This window comes from Bradyrhizobium sp. CB1717, from assembly GCF_029714325.1.
GTDB lineage: Bacteria > Pseudomonadota > Alphaproteobacteria > Rhizobiales > Xanthobacteraceae > Bradyrhizobium.
Genome location: NZ_CP121666.1, coordinates 6317457 through 6334325, shown reverse-complemented (window position 1 = coordinate 6334325; position 16869 = coordinate 6317457). Strand labels below are relative to the sequence as shown.

The window sequence follows — 16869 nt, the reverse complement described above, 5'->3', positions numbered from 1 at the left end:
GACCTGTTTATCGGGAGCCAGCGTGCGCGTGGGCGCGCTTAAGTCGGGTTAAGACCGGGGAGGGGGCGGCCGGGAATGAGCCGGTGGGATGAACCGCGCCCCACCGGCAATGCTAAAGCTTTCGATCGCGCGTTAAGGACGCATTAAGCAAGGCGATCGAGCGACGGATCTAGTGCATGATCCGGAAAAGTGCGAAGCGGTTTTCCGACAAGATCATGCTGAAACAACAACCTAAAGCGCGATGACGATTCATCCCAATCTCATCGTGCTTTAGTGCTCGCGCAGGGCCTCGTCGCGCAAGGTGCGAGCCGGCTTCAAGATGTAGTCGAGAACGCTCTTCTTGCCGGTCAAGATCTCGACGGTCGTGATCATGCCCGGAATGATCGGAAGCGGAGCTTCCTCCGTGCCGAGATGGTTCCTGTCGGTGCGAACCATCACGCGATAGTAGGTCTCCGGTCGCTGCGCCGCTTCTCCCTTGTCGTCGAGGATCGTGTCGGCGCTGATCCGCTCGACCTTGCCGGCGAGATGGCCGTAAACGGAGGAGTCGTAGGCGGAGATCTTGACCACGGCATCCTGGCCCGGGCGGATGAAGGCGATATCCTGCGGCCTTATCTTGCCTTCGACCAGCAAGGTATCGTCGAGCGGAACGATGTCCATGAGGTTCGCACCGGGCTGAACGACGGCGCCGATCGTGGTGACGTTCAGCTTGTTGACGATGCCGCGGACCGGCGAACGCAGATCCGTCCTGCGCACCCTGTCCTGGGCGGACTTGATGTTCTCGTCGAGGACTGCGAGGTCGGCCCTCGACTTGGCGAGGTCCTCGTCCGCCTGCGCCCGGAAGGTCGAGATCGTGGTCGCAATCTTGGCCTTGGCCTCGGCGATCTGGCCCCTCGCTTCTGCCGATTGACGCTCCAGCCGAAGCATTTCGATCTCGGGAACGACCTTCTGCTCGTAGAGCTTGCGCGTCAAAGCGAGCTCGCGATCGAGCAGGCCCGACGTTTGGGTCAGCCTGGCGATCTGCTGATTGAGAACGTCGACATCCTGCGCCACCTTGAGGGCGCGGGCTTTGAAGACGCTCCGTTCTGTCGTCACCGCAACGGGGACAACGCCCTCGATCTGGTCAGGAAAGACGATCTCGCTGCGGCCTTTCGCTTCGGCGTCGAGCCGCGCGAGGCGGGCCGCCATCGAGGCACGGCGCTCCCGTATCTCGCCGAACTCGGAAGCGAACTTGGTGTCGTCGATCCGCATCAGGGACTGCCCCTGCTGAACCACCGCGCCCTCCTGGACGAGGATGTCGCCGACGATTCCGCCTTCCAGGGATTGCACGACCTGAATCTGCCGCGAGGGCACGACCTTGCCATTTCCGCGCTTGACCTCTTCAAGCACGGCGAAATGGGCCCAGATCAGGAATGTGGAGAGGAGGGCGAGGAACGCCCACAGCAGCATCCGGGAGGTCCGCGGCGTTCTCAATCGGACGGCCGCGCGAATATCGTTGGCGTAAGCGAAATCAGCTGACATTGGACTTCTGCGCCGGCGAGACTTGTTGAACCACTCTGGGATTGACGACCGGCTCGGCCGACGGGGTCTTGCCTTGCAACAGGCTCAAGACGTGATCGCGCGGCCCGTCGGCGACCAGCCGGCCGTTGTCGAACAGCAGCAGCCGGTCGACCATGGTCAGCAGTGAGAGACGGTGCGTGGAGATGATGATGGTCATCTGCGCATCGTCGAGCTTTTTCAGCCGCTCGAGGAACTCGCTTTCGCTGCGGACGTCGAAATGGGCGGTCGGCTCGTCCAGGAACAGGATCTTGGGCTTGCGGATCAAGACGCGCGCGAGACCAATGGCCTGCTTCTGACCGCCGGAGAGGCTGCGTCCGCCCTCCGCGATGGGCATGTCGTAGCCCATGGGATGGCCTGCGATGAAGTTTTCGACGCCGGCCAGGCGCGAGGCCGCGAGCACTTCCTCGTCGGTCGCGGCCGGATAACCCAAGGTGATGTTGTCGCGCAGCTTGCCGAAGAACAGATCGGTGTCCTGCATGGCAAAGCCGATGCCGGCACGCAGGTCGGCGGGATCATACTGGCGCGAGTCGACGCCATCGACCAGGATGCGGCCATCCTGTGCCTCGTAGAAGGACAGCAGCAGGCGCCCGACGGTCGTCTTTCCCGAACCAACCCGGCCGATGATTCCAACGCGCTCGCCGCTGTGAATCTTGAAGGTGACCTTGTCCAGCGCCTTTCCAGGCGCATTGGGGTAGGTGAACGAGACGTTCTCGAAGCTGACTGTGCCTTGTTCGATCTTTCTGGCGAGATAGGTCCGTTCCGGTGAACGTTCCCGCTCCAGAGTCATGATCCGATCGATGGATTTGAGCGCCGAGAAAGTCTGAGTGCCGCGGGTGATCACGGAGGCGATGCCCGCAATCGGCGCCAGAACCCGGCCGGCGAGCATGTTGGCCGCGACGAGGGCGCCGACCGTCAGGGTGCCGTTCTGGATCAGGAAGACGCCGATCACGATCATGAGCAGGCTGGTTAGCGTTTGTGCCGAGTTGGCTGCGGTCAGCGCCAGGGATGACCAGAAGTGCACGGCCTCGCCGGAGCGGGCTGTCGCCGCGACCGAACGCTCCCAGGCCGTCTGCATCCTTGCTTCACCGCCCGAGGCGCGCACGGTTTCGAGGCCCGCGAGCGATTCCACCAGCACGCCATGGCGGGCCGCCGACTCGGCTTGCAGGCGCTTCATCGCCCGGTTGAGCGGGCGTTGCAGCACGAGGCCAATTCCGATCATGATCGGCAGCATCAGGAGCGGCACCCAGGCAAGCGGCCCGGCGACCACGAAGAGAACGGCGACAAACAGGATCGCAAACAGCAGATCGGTTGCCGAGACGACGCTGCCCGAGGTGAAGAACTCGCGAACGGAATCGAAATCGCGAAGCTGGTTGGCAATGATGCCGACGGATGTCGGCCGCTGCGACATCTTCACGGCCATGACGTGTTCGAAAATGTTGGCGGCGAGGACGACATCGATCGTCTTGCCCGTCACGTCGATCATCTTGCTCCGGACCATCCGCAGGATCAGATCAAAGACGATCGCAAGACCCATGCCGATCGAGAGCGCAACGAGCGAGGGGATCGCTCCGTTCGGGATGACCCGGTCATACACGCTCATCGTGAAGAGCGGCATGGCCAGGGCCAGAATGTTGATCAGCAGCGCCGCCAGCGCGATGTGTCCGTAGTTGCGCCAATGCGCCTTTACGACGGACCAGAACCAGTGCTGTCGGGGAAGGCTGCCGGCCGCAACGGCTCGCGGGTCCGACTCGGCGGCCGCCCGCACCAGAAACGCGTAACCCGTATAGCCCGCAGCGATGGCGTCGAGGGTCAGCATCTCAGGCACATACGGCCGGTTGCTGGGGTCGATCACTTTGGCGGTACGCTTGGCCTCGTCGATGCTGAGCAGGACCAGCGTCGTTCCGTTCTTCATGATCAGCACGACCGGAAGAACGAGAGGCGGGATGTCCAGCAGCTTGCGTTTGGTGGCCTCGGTCTCGAGGCCTGCACGGCGCGCCGCCCGTTCGTAGAGCGAAACAGTCAGGCGTCCATCGAGGATCGGCAGGCCGCCGAGCAAGCCTTCGCGTGTCACGGCTCTGCCGTGATGTCCGGCCAGAAAGACGAGCGAGTCCAGCAGGGGATCGCCTTGTTTCGCTGCGCCTTGCTCGGCCCGGGCCGACGCCGCGGACTCTTCGCCGATGCTGTCCGGGCGCGCACCTGGGGCCGAAGCCGTCTTTGTTTGACGAAACAACAAGCTGATATGCCTTAAATGAAAAGCGATGACGCGAACTTGGCAAAGTCGTCGAAAGACTACGACAAACTGCGAGTTAATTCATTTACTTATTTGGGCAGTCGGGATTAACGATTAACAACCGCGCGCCCGAAATTCTATCCGTGCGTTATCGGGGTGGGCTGAAACAAAAAAGCCCGCACAAAATGTGCGGGCTTTTTCAATGGTTATTCGGCCGACGTTGCTATTTTGTAATCGGCGAGAATGCGGTCAGCAGCCAGTGGGGCTTCTCGGCCGCGGCATATGAGCTGCGCTGGTCGGCCGAGCTGTCGGGCGCGATCGGCCCGCCGGAGCCTTGCCGCTGCTGCGCAAACCAGGCCGACACGCCGGCAACCTTGGCTGACGCCGGCTCACCGGACCAGCGATCGCCGAAAGCCGACGTGGCAGGCTCGGTCGCAGCATAGGACAGCCGGACGGGGGCTGCCGTCGGCGCTGGGACGGCAGTCCGCAGCGGCTCCGAACCGCTCTGCGGCAGCGTCCAACGGAACGTGGGCGCCTTGTAATCCGGCAGGCCGAACAGGTTGAGATCGGTCGGCGCTGCGTCGACAGGGGGAGGGGCCTTCAGATATTCGATCAGGGTTCCCGTCGCTGCGAGCAATTGATAGTCGGCAAACACCACAACCGCGCGCGCCGAGGTCAGCGAAACCTGGGCATTGAAGAACTGGTTCTGGGCGTTCAGGAGGTCGATGAGTGAGCGCTGGCCGAGCTCATACTCCTTCTGGAAGGCGGCGATGGTCTTCCGGGCCGCCTCCAGCTCGCTGGTCAGCGCCGCAATGCGGGTCTGCGTGACCGTACGGGCGTTCCAGGCCTTGTCGATCGACTCATAGGCATCCCGCTGCAGCCGGGCGTGCCGTGCAGTCGCTTCCGTGAACCGTTCGGCCTTTTCCGAGCGATTCCAGGCGTCCTGGCCGCCGCGGAAGATGTCCCAGGACATCACCACCTTGCCGCTGTAGTCCTCATGGGTGACGGCGGGCGAGCCGGCGGCCGCAACATAGGGGAAGGAGTTGTCGTAATGCGTCGCCCGGCCTTCGAGATAGAATTTCGGGGCAAACAGGCCATCCGTGGACTTGAAGGCGTGCTTGGCGGCATCGACATCGGACTGGGCCGCGTTGATCGTGGAGTTGAACCGCAGCGTCACCGCGAGCGCTTCATCGCGGCTGGCTGGGAGCCCCCGCAACGTGCCCGGGAAGCGCACATTGTAAGGCTCTATGCCGACGACCTTGCGGTACTTCGCCCGTGCATCCTCGAGGCTGCGGCGAAATTCGGCCAGGGCCGCGCGAGCACTTTCGACGCGCTCCCTTGACTGCTCGAGGTCGCCTTCGCCGGCCCGGCCGCCCGAAAACCTGGAGTTCACGTTCGAGAAGATCTTCTCGTGATTGGCGACGTTCTGCTGGGCCAGGCTCACCATGCGCATATAGCGCACGACGTCGATGTAGGCTTCGGCGGCGTCGAGGGCGATGAGTTCGGTGCGTTCCTTGACCCGCGCTGCGGCGGCGTTCACGCGCGCATTTTGACGCCAGACCTCGTGGATCGAGGTGAAACCATCAAAAAGAAGCTGCCGGACAACGACCGATTCCTGGCTCCCGTTTCGCCAGGGCCCCGATCCCGTCGTTGGCACCGCAATGCTTGGAGCTATGAAACCAGGCGTCTGGTCGAACTTTTCCGGTCCATAGCTGGCATCGATGCGGACCTGCGGTAACAGCGTACTCTGGGTCTGGCGGAGCTCGCTCTCGGTTGCGCGGCGATTGGCCGAAGCCTCACCCACCCCCGGGTTGGTCTGCATCGCCTGTTTCAAGGCGTCGTTGATTGAAAATTGCTCGGCATTCGCGGGGGCGACGGCCAGGATGATCGTTGCGAAGACTAAATGCGCCGGCTTCATGGTCCCCACCATAAAAGTCTTTTAACAAATATTATTGCCTGGGAAGAATTAGCAAAATGCTACGGCCGCACCTATGACATTTCAGTCACAGCTTGCAGCAATCGATCCGACGTCTCTTGCGCGAACAACACAGTGCCCAACTCGGGCGGCCTGCTAACTGCCTCCCTGAGACGACAACAGGGCCTGCTGCGGCGCACAAATTCTGCGTGTAATCTGCTCGCTAGCAACTTGATTTTACTAATCAATTGCGCTGCTGCCGTACTGCGATGTGGTGTCGTTCGATTGGTCGGGTTCCTGATATTGCAGGCGGGCAGGCGGGCCGCGACGTTTTGCGCCACTGGTTGAATGCTTCCCTCACCCCGGAGCTGGAGGGCGCCCCAAGGGCGGCCAGCACCATCCGGCCTTGGTCGATTCGGATCCCGGGGCGCATAAACGGCCGGGAGGTTCGACCAGCAATCGGCTTGCCTTCAATCGCCGGTCGTCAGCGGGTGCCTCGACCTGCTCGCGCACGGTTGGCGGCAGGGCGATGTCCCCGATTCCATCCTCATGGTCCCTCGGGCAGCACGCCCCGGGAAAAAACGGCACGCGCTTCCAAGTTGAGGACGGACAGCGACAGCAGTCATCCCGATGCAAACTTTGCTTAAGGTGTCAGACACATAGTGGATGCATTTCAGAATGAGATTGAAAGGCTTGAATTTCAGATCTTCGAACCGAGCTGGAAAGCCTCATGGAAGATATCCAGAAGCGCCAACGGCATATTGAGGACCAGGTGTTTCTCATCAACATTCTCGAGCGAGAGGGGCACATCACGCTCGACCAACAGGCCGCCGTCAGATTTGAGCGCAAGCAACTGGCGCTTCAAATGGAGCGGCAGACGAACCTGCTCTTGAAAGCGCGGATCCGAGCCTAGCGCCAATCATTCTCAGGCAAGGTTCCCGGCGGAGGCTTGAGTTGCTCGAGCCCGTCGTCGATCGCCCGAATGTCTTCCTCCATCCGCTCGATGGTCCGGCTCGGATCAATGCCCGATACCGTGCGCAGTTGCTCGAGCAACTGGCGCCGATGCTCGCGCAGTTCTTCGAGTCCCCGCCGGTCCTTGAGCGCCACATGAGAGGCAACGATCAATTCTATGGATGATGGCAATGCAATACCCGTCGATTAAATGCGTCGATTAAAGCGTTTATTATAGAGCATTATGCGAACCGGAAAAGATCGTCTTCATCGACATGAGGACGACGGGGACCTGCCGGGAGCAGCCTGTCGTCTCGTTGGCGCGGACACTCGAGTGACTTGCGCTTCTTCCGAATGGCGACATGGCCTGACGAAAAACCGCTCAATCTTGCTCTCCGCCGGAGCGCAACGGCAGGACGGCGCGATCTATTCCGTGACCACGCATCGCGTTGGTTTCGGTGCTCGACTGCCATGTCGAAGGATGTGCAACATGATGCCGCGCGAGCGCGTTCTTTACGGCCGGCGTTACGATCATTAATTTCGTTTCGATATTTTTTGATTTGTTTTGCCCGAGTCAGCAGCCCTTTCGCCAAGGCAATTGCAGACGATGTGTGATCGTTGCTCGATCTTCGACAGGAAGATTCAAAGATTCAAGGAACTCGTCGTTCAGCTGTCCGATTTCGATGACGGCCCGGTCGAGCAGATCATTTGGAGAATAGCGAGGCTGCGGAGCATGAAGGCCGCGCTTCATCCCGAAGACGGACCGCCCGATCCCTCTTCATGACCATCGGGAGGGAAATGCAAATCCCGGTTGGCCGAGTCTGCGATTTCGTTGATCTAGATCAAAGCAAATCCGCATCCTTGGTGAATCACGCAGAGTGTATGAACCAGCCCCGCAGAGCATCAACCGCTTGGTTGAGATTGCGGGAAAAAAGGGAAAAGCGTTCGCCAGAACGTTGATGAAGCAGCCTTCTTTCGAGATTCCGCACAGCAATATCCGACGAGATCATCGGGCACGGGCACTTATCACTGGGTGCACGCTCGACGGCACGAGGGGGCTTGGCAGGATCGGGAAAAATAGGCAATATTCAATTTTTGGACTTTGCCATGCCAGCTTATCTCGTCCGCTCAATTGACAGTCATCAGATCGTCGGCCTTTTCTCCGCCGACCATCCCAGAAGTCTCGCCCATTCAGTCCAGGAATGGACGGAGCGGGATCATTGCGAATACGTCGAATTGCCATCCGGCGGCCTGGTATGGGCGGGGTCTGCGGTTCGAGTGCCGATGTGCCCGGGCATCGAGAGAGACACCGACTGGAGCCTCCCCGAATTGCCTTTCACGAGCGCGACGCTGTCTGAAACCTGGCTCAATGTGCTCTACGGCTACGCGCCCGAGCTTCGCTGGACGAAGTTCAGGGCTCGGAAGGCAGCGCAATCGACGTCAGCCAAACTTCCTGAGCCGGTGAGGTCGGCGCAGATCATTCCTCTGCGAAGACCGGGTGCCTAGCAAATGGCCAAGCGAGGAGATGACTCATGACGGCAGAGAAGCTGCGGAGTCACGTCACCTACTTGACCGAATTGGGGCCGGATTCCGAGGGACGCGATGTCTTCGTGGGCCTCACTTATGGGGAAACAGTCTGGTTGATCGATTACCGGGAGCGGCGTGCGCGCGGTGAGCCGGGTTGGAGCCGCGATCAAGCGGCTGCTCGCGACCTGGCGGCAAGGCACCATACGGCACACATCGAGATCGTGACCGCGCAGGCGGAAAGGCGTCTCGACAACCCCACCATCCACTAGCCTGTTTGGATTCCGCTGCGCCGGTTCATCCCGGCGCTCGGATGACGTGCAGCCTGTCCTGCGGATGCAGATCATCCGCAGAATTCAGCTTCCTCGTGTCCGTTTCAACGATGGTCAGCGGCAGACATACGTCCCGTTGACCAGCACGCGAACGCATGCCGTGCCTGCGGCCGCAGCGCCGACGGCCGCGGTCCCGACGACCGCGCGCCTGGTGGTCCGGCGTGCGACGCCGGCAACCGACACGGGAGTCAGGGGACGTCCGACCCGTGCATCTGCCTGGCTGAAGGTCAGCGATGGTCCCTGGCTGGATGATCCGCCGATCGAGACGGACAGGCCTGCGCCGACCACGATGGTCGCAGCAAACAGCTTACCGAACATACCCCACGTCATGACGACCTCCGTCTTTGCAGCGATGGTGTCGACTGACCCACGGGCGGGCTGGCGAACCCTTGATCAAGATCAAGGGAACGGTGGAAATCCAGTCCGGGGTAATCAGGTCAGCTTCAACACCAGATGAACCGTTTGAGGGTCTCGCGTCGCCGCAGGGCCGAAGCCGAGCCTCTCGAAGACGCGACGCATGGCCGTATTGTCCGACGTGACCTCCGCCGTCAGTTCAGTCAGCCCGGCCTCGCGCGCGAGCGCGATGAGATGTTGTGCCAGCAGCGTGCCGACGCCACGTCCCTGCCAGGCATCGACAACGACAAAGGCCATCTCTGCGCAGCCGGGCGTCGCGACGACGTAGCGGCCTCCGCCAATGATGACGTTGCGGCCCGCATCCTCCGCGCAGGCAACCAGCGCCACGTGATTCTCGAAGTCGATCTCCATGAAATAGGCGCGCTCGCGATCCGAGAAATGACGCTTCGGTGCGAAGAAGCGACGCTGGCGTGTTTGCATGCTGGCTTGGTCCAGCGCGGCGAGCATGCCGACCTCGTCCTCCGGCCGCTGTGCCCGGATCTCGATCGCGGTGCCGTCACGTAGCGTCTCCCGGCAAGTGAAACTTGCTGGAGTCCCCATGAGCGTGCGCCTTTCTCCGTTCAGCCATTTGCCGGAACTTGCGCCTGAACAAGATCAAGTCTGCCGCGAAAGGCAGGTCGTCAGGCTTCCGCAGGGAACCTCGCACTCCGTCGCTGACCGTTGACCTAAATCAACGTCGGCAATCCGCACGCTCCTTGAATGGCCGGACGCGACGACGAGGTCGAACATGGCGATGGAAAATCTGAAGCTACCGGACGGCCCGATGTCGGGCCTTGTGGCGTCCGCCGTCGAATACATGGTCGATGCGGGGCAGCGCAGTGTGCTGTTTCTGGACATCATGCGTCAGCGCGGCGACCAGTATCGCGAGCATGTCGCGCAGGTCGCGCCGCACGTGCTGCAATATGCTGCCGAGTTGATCGTCGACGGTCGCACGCTGGAGGAGCCGGTCAACTACGCGCTGGTGCGCATCATTCCGCCCAAGGATGTCGAGATCGACATGAGCCGGCGGCCGTTCGTGGTGGTCGATCCGCGTGCCGGCCACGGGCCGGGCATTGGCGGCTTCAAAGCAGACAGCGAGATCGGCGTCGCGATGAAGGCGGGGCATCCCTGCTATTTCATTGGCTTCCTGCCCGAGCCCGTGCCGGGCCAGACCATCGAGCGCATCGCGCGCGCGGAAGCGAAGTTCATCGAGACCGTCATCGGCCGTCATCCCGAAGCCGACGGCAAGCCCTGCGTGATCGGCAATTGCCAGGCCGGCTGGGCCGTCATGATCCTGGCATCGCTGCGGCCGGAGCTGTTCGGGCCCCTGATCATCGCCGGCGCGCCGCTGGCTTATTGGGCCGGCGTGCATGGCCAGTATCCGATGCGCTATTCCGGTGGCCTTTTGGGCGGAAGCTGGCTGACGGCGCTGACGAGCGACCTCGGCGCCGGCAAGTTCGACGGCGCCTGGCTGGTGCAGAACTTCGAGAACCAGAATCCGTCCAACACGCTCTGGACCAAGCAGTACAACGTCTATTCCAAGGTCGACAGCGAAGCCGAACGCTATCTGGATTTCGAGCGCTGGTGGGGCGGCCACGTCAACCTCAATGCCGAGGAGATCCAGTTCATCGTCGACGAGCTCTTCATCGGCAACAATCTCGCCGCGGGCCGCATCGAGATGTCGGACGGACAGAAAGTCGACCTGCGCAATATCCGCTCGCCGATCGTGGTGTTCTGCTCCAAGGGCGACAACGTCACGCCGCCTCAGCAGGCGCTTGACTGGATCCTGGACTGCTATGCCGATGTCGACGAGATCAGGGCCTATGGCCAGACCATCGTCTATACCGTTCACGAGAGCATCGGCCATCTCGGCATCTTCGTGTCGGGTGGTGTCGCCAAGAAAGAGCATGCCGAGTTCTCGAGCAACATCGATTTGATCGACGTGCTTCCGCCCGGGCTCTATGAGGCGACGTTCGAGGCGAGGGGCGACGAGACGCTCAATGCCGATCTCGCGGCCGGGCAATGGGTGATGCGCTGTGAGGCCCGCACGCTCGACGATATCCGCAGCATGGGAGGCAATTCGCCCGAGGATGAGAGGCGATTTGCCGCCGCCAAGCGCGTCTCCGAACTCAATCTGGCCGCCTATCAGAAGTTCGTCCAGCCCTGGGTCAAGAAGATGGTGGCCCCGCAAATGGCGGACTGGGCGCGCAACATGCATCCGCTGCGAATGCAATATGAGGCCTTCAGCAGCAAGAATCCCTGGATGTCCACCATCCAGGCGGCCGCCGATCGCGTCGAGGACAACCGCAGGCCGGTCTCGAAGGACAATCCGTTCCTGGCAATCCAGGAGCAGATGTCGAAGCAGATTGTCCATGCGCTCGACAGCTGGCGCGACGCGCAGGAGGCCCTGAGCGAGACCATCTTCCTCAATGTCTACGGTTCGCCCTTGCTTCAGGCGGCCGTAGGGATCGATCCGAATTCCGTGCCTTCGCAGCGCCGCGAGATGTCGGCGGAGCATCGCGCGATGCTCGAGAGGCGAATCTCCGAGCTGAAATCGCGCATCGGCGAGGGCGGGCTTCGCGAAGCGGCGATCCGATCGCTGGTCTATGTCGGCTCCGCCCGCGGCATGGTGGACGAACGCAGCATCGAGGCGCTCCGGCAGGTGCGGCGGGACCATGCCGGCCCCCGGATGACGCTGGCCGAATTCAAGATGCTGGTCCGCGAGCAGTTCTTCATGCTGCTGCTCGATCGCGACGGCGCGCTGGCTGCGATCCCGAAAATGCTGCCCGACGACATGAGCCAGCGGCGCGCAGCCTTCGCCGCGATGCGCGAGGTGCTGTCGGCGAGCGAGGACATCACCGGCGAGCGCGCGCATCGTCTGAAGCAGGTCGCCGGGCTTTTTGGCCTGGACGGAGAGGGAGAGCTGACGTCGAACGTCGCCCCTTTCGATTCAAAGGCAAGAGCGTCGTAACGCGGATTGGCGGGAGTGACATGATGTCGGCCGACACGACGGGAGCCCATTCCGGCAGCAAATACGACCGCCTGATCGCGGCGGCGAAGGCGGGCGCGCCCCTGCCGACCATCGTCGTCCACCCCTGCGACGAGACCTCGTTGCGCGGCGCCGTCGACAGTGCGAGCGCCGGCATCATCCGGCCGATACTTGTCGGGCCCGAGCGGAAGATCAGGGATACGGCCGCGAAATTCGGTCTCGACGTGTCCGGATTCGAGATTGTCGATGCCGCGCATAGCGACGAAGCCGCGGCCAAGGGCGTCGAGCTCATCCACGCCGCCAAAGGCGACCTGCTGATGAAAGGCAGCCTTCACACCGACGAATTGATGCGTGCCGTCACAGCCAAGGTCGGCGGTCTGCGCACCGACCGGCGGATCAGCCACGTCTTCGTCATGGACGTGCCGGCCTACGCCGAGACCATCTTCGTGACGGATGCCGCGATCAACATCTTCCCCGATCTCGACGCCAAGCGCGACATCATCCAGAATGCGATCGATCTCTACAACCAGGCCGGCTTCGGCAAGACCCCGCGGGTCGCGATCCTGTCGGCGGTCGAGACCGTGACCTCGAAAATCCCCTCGACGATCGAGGCCGCTGCGCTTTGCAAGATGGCCGATCGCGGCCAGATCACCGGCGGCATCCTCGATGGCCCGCTGGCGTTCGACAATGCGATCGACACGGACGCCGCGCGGATCAAGGGCATCACCTCCGAGGTCGCCGGCCGCGCACAGATCCTGGTTGTTCCGGACCTCGAGGCCGGGAACATGCTGGCCAAGAACCTCGCCTATTTCGCCAAGGCGGACGGCGCGGGCATCGTGCTCGGCGGCCGCGTGCCGGTGGTGCTCACCTCGCGGGCGGATTCTCCGCGCGCGCGCATGGCATCCTGCGCGGTTGCCGCGCTCTATGCTCGCGCCCGGCGCCAGAAGGCGCCGACAGTGGCCGCGTGACGCCATGGATACGATCCTCGTCGTCAATGCCGGCTCCTCCAGCGTCAAGTTTCAGGTCTATTCGATCGAGGGCGAAGGCACCCTTCGGCGGCAGATCAAGGGACAGATCGACGGCATCGGCAGCCGGCCGCGTCTGCGGGCCGGCGGCACGAGCAACGGCCCATTGGTCGATCGCGCCTATCCGATCGAGGCCGTGCCGGATGTGCCGGCGGCAATGGCTGTCGCCGGCGACTGGTTGCGGAACGAGCTTCGGGTGACGCCGATCGCGGTCGGCCACCGCGTCGTGCATGGCGGTCCGGACTATTCGCGGCCGGTCGTGATCGACCACGGCGTCGTGTGCCGGCTTGAGCGCTTCGTCTCCCTGGCGCCGCTGCACCAACCGCATAACCTGGCGCCGATCCGCTCGCTCCTCGCTGGCTTCCCGGGATTGCTCCAGGTGGCCTGTTTCGACACCGCCTTCCACCGCACGCACGACGCGGTCGCAGACCACTATGCCATTCCGCACCAGCTTCATGCCGAAGGCGTGCGGCGCTATGGCTTTCACGGCCTGTCCTATGAATACATCGCCCGAACGCTGCCCCATGTCGCGCCCGAGATCGCCCGCGGACGGGTGATCGTCGCCCATCTCGGCAGTGGTGCCTCGATGTGCGCATTGAAGGACGGGCGCAGCGTCGAAAGCACCATGGGCTTCACGGCGCTCGATGGCCTGCCGATGGGAACGCGGCCGGGGCAGATCGATCCAGGCGTGGTTCTCTATCTCATTTCCGAGAAGGGCATGTCGGCCACGAGGGTGCAGGACTTCCTCTACCGCGAGTGCGGACTGAAGGGCCTGTCCGGCGTCAGCAACGACATGCGGGAGCTCGAGGCGAGCACCGATGCCCATGCAAGGCTCGCGATCGACTATTTCGTCTATCGGATCGGGCTCAGTGCCGGCATGTTGGCTGCAGCCTTGCAGGGGCTGGACGCCTTCGTCTTCACCGCCGGCATCGGCGAGAACTCGGCATCGATCCGCGCGCGTGTCGCGGCGAAGCTGGAATGGCTCGGCGCCGTGCTCGATGCCGGCGAGAACGCCCGCCACGCGCGGCTGATCTCGCATGCCGACAGCCGCATCCCCGTCTATGTCGTCCCGACCGACGAGGAGTTGATGATTGCGCAGCACACGCTGGCGATGCTGGTGAACGGCTCGTCGCAAAACACACAATCTGTGAGGGTGTCATGATCCCAGTATTCCCGGACAGCAAGGTGGCCCTGAAGGGAAAGAAGGGCCTGATCGTCGGCATCGCCAATGACCAGTCCATCGCCTGGGGCTGTGCGCGGGCGTTTCGTGCGCTCGGCGCCGATCTCGCCGTCACCTACCTGAACGATCGCGCCAAGAAGCATGTCGAGCCCTTGGCGCAGGCGCTGCAGGCGCCGATCTTCATGCCGCTGGACGTGATGGTCGAAGGACAGACCGAAGCGGTGTTCGAGCGCATCGCCGCCGAGTGGGGCCAGCTCGACTTCCTGCTTCATTCCATCGCCTTCTCGCCCAAGGAGGCATTGCACGGCCGCGTCGTCGATGTCGGTCGCGACGGTTTCCTCAAGACCATGGATGTCTCGTGCTGGTCGTTCATGCGCATGGCCCATCTCGCCGAGCCGCTCATGAAGAACGGCGGCACTCTGTTCACCATGACCTATTACGGCAGCCAGATGGTGGTGGAGAACTACAACGTCATGGGCGTGGCCAAGGCCGCGCTCGAGGCGTCGGTCCGCTACATCGCGGCCGAGCTCGGTCCGAAGGGCATCCGCGTTCACGCGATCTCGCCGGGCCCGCTGGCGACGCGCGCCGCGTCAGGCATTCCCGAATTCGACGAGCTCATGGACAAGGCGCAGTCGAAGGCTCCGTCGCGTAGTCTCGTCAGCATCGACGACGTCGGCAACGCCACGGCCTTTCTGGCGCTCGACGGCGCCAAGCTGATCACCGGCGGCGTGCTCTACATCGACGGCGGATATCACATCATCGACTGAGCCCGGCCGCGTGTCGTCGCGCCGCCTTGGCAGTCAGGAGGCTGTGGGCTGACCGTGGCATCATGCCAGTGTTTTGCCCGACGGGTCAAACGAAGGGCCGGCAGCAAAAGCCGTAAGAAAGCCGGAAAAAAAAGTGCAATGTCGTCAATGCCCCCGCTACTGTGCATGGGGTTGTTTTCGACCTTTTTTGATTCAGCGATAGTGCAGGGCGATCAGCTCGGCGATGCAGGCCGGCTTCTTGCCGCCGTCGATCTCGATCACGAGGTGATAGTTGACGCGCAACCCGTCCGGCGGCACGTCCTCGGCTTCGGCGACGGTGACGCGGCCGCGCAGCTTCGAGCCTGCCGGCACCGGCGCCAGATATCGGATCCGGTCGGCGCCGTAGTTCAGCGTGTTGCGCAGGCCCTTCAGTCCGATCACCGAGCGGATGAAGAGGGGCGCGAGCGCCAGCGACAGCAGGCCATGGGCGATGGTCTTGCCGCCGGGCATCTCGTTGGCTGCGCGCTCCTGGTCGACATGGATCCATTGCTCGTCACAGGTCGCCTCCGCGAACTGGTTGATACGCGCTTGCGACACCTCGACCCAGTCGCTGACACCGATCTCGGTGCCGACGGCGGATTTGATGTCGTTGAAATCGCTGAATACGCGCATGGTCACCCCGTCAGATCTTCATTTCCGGCACAGTGTCGGGAATGGCGAGCTCGGCCTCCGTCACCGCCAGGACCTCGCCGATGCTGATGCCCGGTGCTGTCTCCAGCAGCGTCGCCTTGCCGTCGGGAAAGCCGATCACGGCCATGTCGGTGACGACGAGGTTCACCGGCCGTGCCGAGGTCAGGGGCAGCGTACATTTGGACACGATCTTCGACTTGCCCTTGGCCGCGTGCTGCATGGCGACGATGACGCGCTTGGCACCGCTGACGAGGTCCATCGCGCCGCCCATGCCCGGGACCATCTTGCCCGGGATCATCCAGTTGGCGAGAAGGCCGTGCGCATCGACCTGAAGGCCGCCGAGCACGGTGATGTCGACATGGCCTCCGCGGATCAGGCCGAACGACATCGCGCTGTCGAAGGTCGCCGCCCCCGGAAGCGCGCTAATCGGCCGGCCGCCGGCGTCGGTGAGCAGCGGATGCGCCATGCCCTGCTCCGGTATCGGCCCGGTGCCGATCAGCCCGTTCTCGGACTGGAAGAAGACCTTGAGATCGGACGGAACGTAGTTCGCGACCAGCGTCGGGATGCCGATGCCGAGATTGACGAGATTGCCTTGGCGGAGCTCCTTGGCGACGCGCCGGGCGATGATGATCTGCGGATCCATGGGGTCACCCGTTCGCAATGATGTAGTCGACCAGCGGCGCCGGCGTGACGACGTGATCGGGTGCGATGACGCCGACGGGCACGATGTGCTCGGCCGCGACGATGACCGTGTCGGCCGCCATGGCCATGATCGGATTGAAATTGCGCGCGGTCAGCGCGTAGGCGAGGTTGCCGAGATAGTCGGCGAGGAAGGCGTGGATCAGCGCGAACTGCGCGCGGATGGCGGTCTCCAGCAGGAACGGCTTGCCGTCGACCTCGATCTGGCGCTTGCCTTCCGCAACCAGGGTGCCGACCCCGGTCGGCGTCAGCACGCCGCCCAATCCGCATCCGCCCGCCCTGATGCGTTCGACGAAGGTGCCTTGCGGCACCAGATCGACCGAGATCTGGTTTCCGAGCATCTGCTGCTGCGCCTTCGGATTGAGCCCGATATGCGTCGCCGTCAGCTTCGAGACCAGCGCCGCATCGAACAGCTTGCCGACGCCCTTGCCGGGCGTGGCCGCGTCGTTGCAGATCAGGGACAGGCCTGCCTTGTTCTGCCGGACGAGCTCATCCAGCAGGCGTTCCGGTGTCCCGACGCCCATGAACCCGCCGACCATGACGCTCGCGCCGGACGGGATCATTGCAACGGCTTCTTCGACGGAAACGGCCTTCATGATCGGACCTCCGGTCGGCAAGTGCAGGCGGATTGCGGGTCG

Annotated in this window: 16 protein-coding genes; 7 read left to right on the top strand and 9 right to left on the bottom strand. The window is 63.0% G+C overall.

Going from position 1 to position 16869, the window contains the following annotated elements:
- Window positions 1–270 precede the first annotated feature (270 nt).
- The 3 genes from QA649_RS29790 to QA649_RS29780 form a co-directional block, all read right to left on the bottom strand.
- On the bottom strand, window positions 271–1518 hold the full coding sequence (locus tag QA649_RS29790; RefSeq protein ID WP_283020318.1) for an HlyD family type I secretion periplasmic adaptor subunit: 1248 nt from the start codon (window positions 1516–1518) through the stop codon (window positions 271–273).
- Window positions 1508–3628: a type I secretion system permease/ATPase gene (locus tag QA649_RS29785; protein ID WP_283020317.1), complete on the bottom strand. Its 2121-nt coding sequence runs from the start codon at window positions 3626–3628 to the stop codon at window positions 1508–1510. The genes QA649_RS29790 and QA649_RS29785 overlap by 11 nt, the downstream gene beginning before the upstream one ends.
- A 382-nt stretch (window positions 3629–4010) precedes the next feature.
- Window positions 4011–5705: a TolC family outer membrane protein gene (locus QA649_RS29780; protein ID WP_283026133.1), complete on the bottom strand. Its 1695-nt coding sequence runs from the start codon at window positions 5703–5705 to the stop codon at window positions 4011–4013.
- Between the two features lie 727 nt (window positions 5706–6432).
- On the opposite strand from QA649_RS29780, the gene QA649_RS29775 reads away from it, so the two are divergent.
- On the top strand, window positions 6433–6615 hold the full coding sequence (locus tag QA649_RS29775) for a hypothetical protein (protein WP_283020316.1): 183 nt from the start codon (window positions 6433–6435) through the stop codon (window positions 6613–6615).
- Here QA649_RS29775 and QA649_RS29770 read toward each other — a convergent pair.
- Window positions 6612–6809 (bottom strand): hypothetical protein, encoded by a 198-nt coding sequence (locus QA649_RS29770; RefSeq protein ID WP_349254035.1) that lies wholly within the window; start codon window positions 6807–6809, stop codon window positions 6612–6614. The two genes, QA649_RS29775 and QA649_RS29770, sit on opposite strands and share 4 nt — an antisense overlap.
- Window positions 6810–7760: 951 nt before the next feature.
- On the opposite strand from QA649_RS29770, the gene QA649_RS29765 reads away from it, so the two are divergent.
- Together QA649_RS29765 and QA649_RS29760 are read left to right on the top strand one after the other, a co-directional pair.
- Window positions 7761–8159, top strand: a complete 399-nt coding sequence (locus QA649_RS29765; protein ID WP_283020314.1) for a hypothetical protein — start codon at window positions 7761–7763, stop codon at window positions 8157–8159.
- A gap of 26 nt (window positions 8160–8185) precedes the next feature.
- On the top strand, window positions 8186–8449 hold the full coding sequence (locus QA649_RS29760; RefSeq protein ID WP_283020313.1) for a hypothetical protein: 264 nt from the start codon (window positions 8186–8188) through the stop codon (window positions 8447–8449).
- A gap of 114 nt (window positions 8450–8563) precedes the next feature.
- Here QA649_RS29760 and QA649_RS29755 read toward each other — a convergent pair whose 3' ends face one another.
- A complete protein-coding gene (locus QA649_RS29755) occupies window positions 8564–8839 on the bottom strand; it encodes a hypothetical protein (protein ID WP_283020312.1) in 276 nt (91 codons plus the stop codon).
- 102 nt (window positions 8840–8941) lie between these two features.
- Entirely contained in the window at window positions 8942–9370 is a 429-nt protein-coding gene (locus QA649_RS29750) for a GNAT family N-acetyltransferase (protein ID WP_283020311.1), read from the bottom strand.
- A gap of 280 nt (window positions 9371–9650) precedes the next feature.
- Between QA649_RS29750 and QA649_RS29745 the strand changes: the two genes are divergently transcribed.
- Genes QA649_RS29745 through fabI form a run of 4 tightly spaced genes read left to right on the top strand, consistent with a single transcriptional unit; the run spans window position 9651 to window position 14863 of the window.
- Entirely contained in the window at window positions 9651–11873 is a 2223-nt protein-coding gene (locus QA649_RS29745) for a DUF3141 domain-containing protein (protein WP_283020310.1), read from the top strand.
- A 23-nt stretch (window positions 11874–11896) separates the two neighbouring features.
- Entirely contained in the window at window positions 11897–12859 is a 963-nt protein-coding gene (locus QA649_RS29740) for a phosphate acetyltransferase (RefSeq protein WP_283020309.1), read from the top strand.
- Between the two features lie 4 nt (window positions 12860–12863).
- Window positions 12864–14078: an acetate/propionate family kinase gene (locus QA649_RS29735; RefSeq protein WP_283020308.1), complete on the top strand. Its 1215-nt coding sequence runs from the start codon at window positions 12864–12866 to the stop codon at window positions 14076–14078.
- Complete coding sequence (fabI, locus tag QA649_RS29730) at window positions 14075–14863, top strand: enoyl-ACP reductase FabI (RefSeq protein ID WP_212338321.1); 789 nt, start codon at window positions 14075–14077, stop codon at window positions 14861–14863. The genes QA649_RS29735 and fabI overlap by 4 nt, the downstream gene beginning before the upstream one ends.
- Window positions 14864–15055: 192 nt before the next feature.
- Here the strand turns inward: fabI and QA649_RS29725 are convergent, their stop codons facing one another.
- The 3 genes from QA649_RS29725 to QA649_RS29715 are packed head-to-tail and all read right to left on the bottom strand — an operon-like array spanning window position 15056 to window position 16827.
- Window positions 15056–15514, bottom strand: a complete 459-nt coding sequence (locus QA649_RS29725) for a MaoC family dehydratase (RefSeq protein ID WP_283020307.1) — start codon at window positions 15512–15514, stop codon at window positions 15056–15058.
- Between the two features lie 10 nt (window positions 15515–15524).
- A complete protein-coding gene (locus QA649_RS29720) occupies window positions 15525–16175 on the bottom strand; it encodes a 3-oxoacid CoA-transferase subunit B (protein WP_283020306.1) in 651 nt (216 codons plus the stop codon).
- A gap of 4 nt (window positions 16176–16179) precedes the next feature.
- Window positions 16180–16827, bottom strand: coding sequence for a CoA transferase subunit A (locus QA649_RS29715; RefSeq protein ID WP_283020305.1), 648 nt, complete (start codon window positions 16825–16827; stop codon window positions 16180–16182).
- Window positions 16828–16869 lie beyond the last annotated feature (42 nt).

What these genes read in the sequence shown, in the direction of transcription:
- QA649_RS29790 (WP_283020318.1), bottom strand. Translation starts at nt 1,518, where the DNA reads ATGTCAGCTGATTTCGCTTACGCCAACGATATTCGCGCGGCCGTCCGA.
- QA649_RS29780 (WP_283026133.1), bottom strand. Translation starts at nt 5,705, where the DNA reads ATGAAGCCGGCGCATTTAGTCTTCGCAACGATCATCCTGGCCGTCGCC.
- QA649_RS29775 (WP_283020316.1), top strand. Translation starts at nt 6,433, where the DNA reads ATGGAAGATATCCAGAAGCGCCAACGGCATATTGAGGACCAGGTGTTT.
- QA649_RS29765 (WP_283020314.1), top strand. Translation starts at nt 7,761, where the DNA reads ATGCCAGCTTATCTCGTCCGCTCAATTGACAGTCATCAGATCGTCGGC.
- QA649_RS29760 (WP_283020313.1), top strand. Translation starts at nt 8,186, where the DNA reads ATGACGGCAGAGAAGCTGCGGAGTCACGTCACCTACTTGACCGAATTG.
- QA649_RS29755 (WP_283020312.1), bottom strand. Translation starts at nt 8,839, where the DNA reads ATGACGTGGGGTATGTTCGGTAAGCTGTTTGCTGCGACCATCGTGGTC.
- QA649_RS29750 (WP_283020311.1), bottom strand. Translation starts at nt 9,370, where the DNA reads ATGCTCGCCGCGCTGGACCAAGCCAGCATGCAAACACGCCAGCGTCGC.
- QA649_RS29745 (WP_283020310.1), top strand. Translation starts at nt 9,651, where the DNA reads ATGGCGATGGAAAATCTGAAGCTACCGGACGGCCCGATGTCGGGCCTT.
- QA649_RS29740 (WP_283020309.1), top strand. Translation starts at nt 11,897, where the DNA reads ATGTCGGCCGACACGACGGGAGCCCATTCCGGCAGCAAATACGACCGC.
- QA649_RS29735 (WP_283020308.1), top strand. Translation starts at nt 12,864, where the DNA reads ATGGATACGATCCTCGTCGTCAATGCCGGCTCCTCCAGCGTCAAGTTT.
- fabI (WP_212338321.1), top strand. Translation starts at nt 14,075, where the DNA reads ATGATCCCAGTATTCCCGGACAGCAAGGTGGCCCTGAAGGGAAAGAAG.
- QA649_RS29725 (WP_283020307.1), bottom strand. Translation starts at nt 15,514, where the DNA reads ATGCGCGTATTCAGCGATTTCAACGACATCAAATCCGCCGTCGGCACC.
- QA649_RS29720 (WP_283020306.1), bottom strand. Translation starts at nt 16,175, where the DNA reads ATGGATCCGCAGATCATCATCGCCCGGCGCGTCGCCAAGGAGCTCCGC.
- QA649_RS29715 (WP_283020305.1), bottom strand. Translation starts at nt 16,827, where the DNA reads ATGAAGGCCGTTTCCGTCGAAGAAGCCGTTGCAATGATCCCGTCCGGC.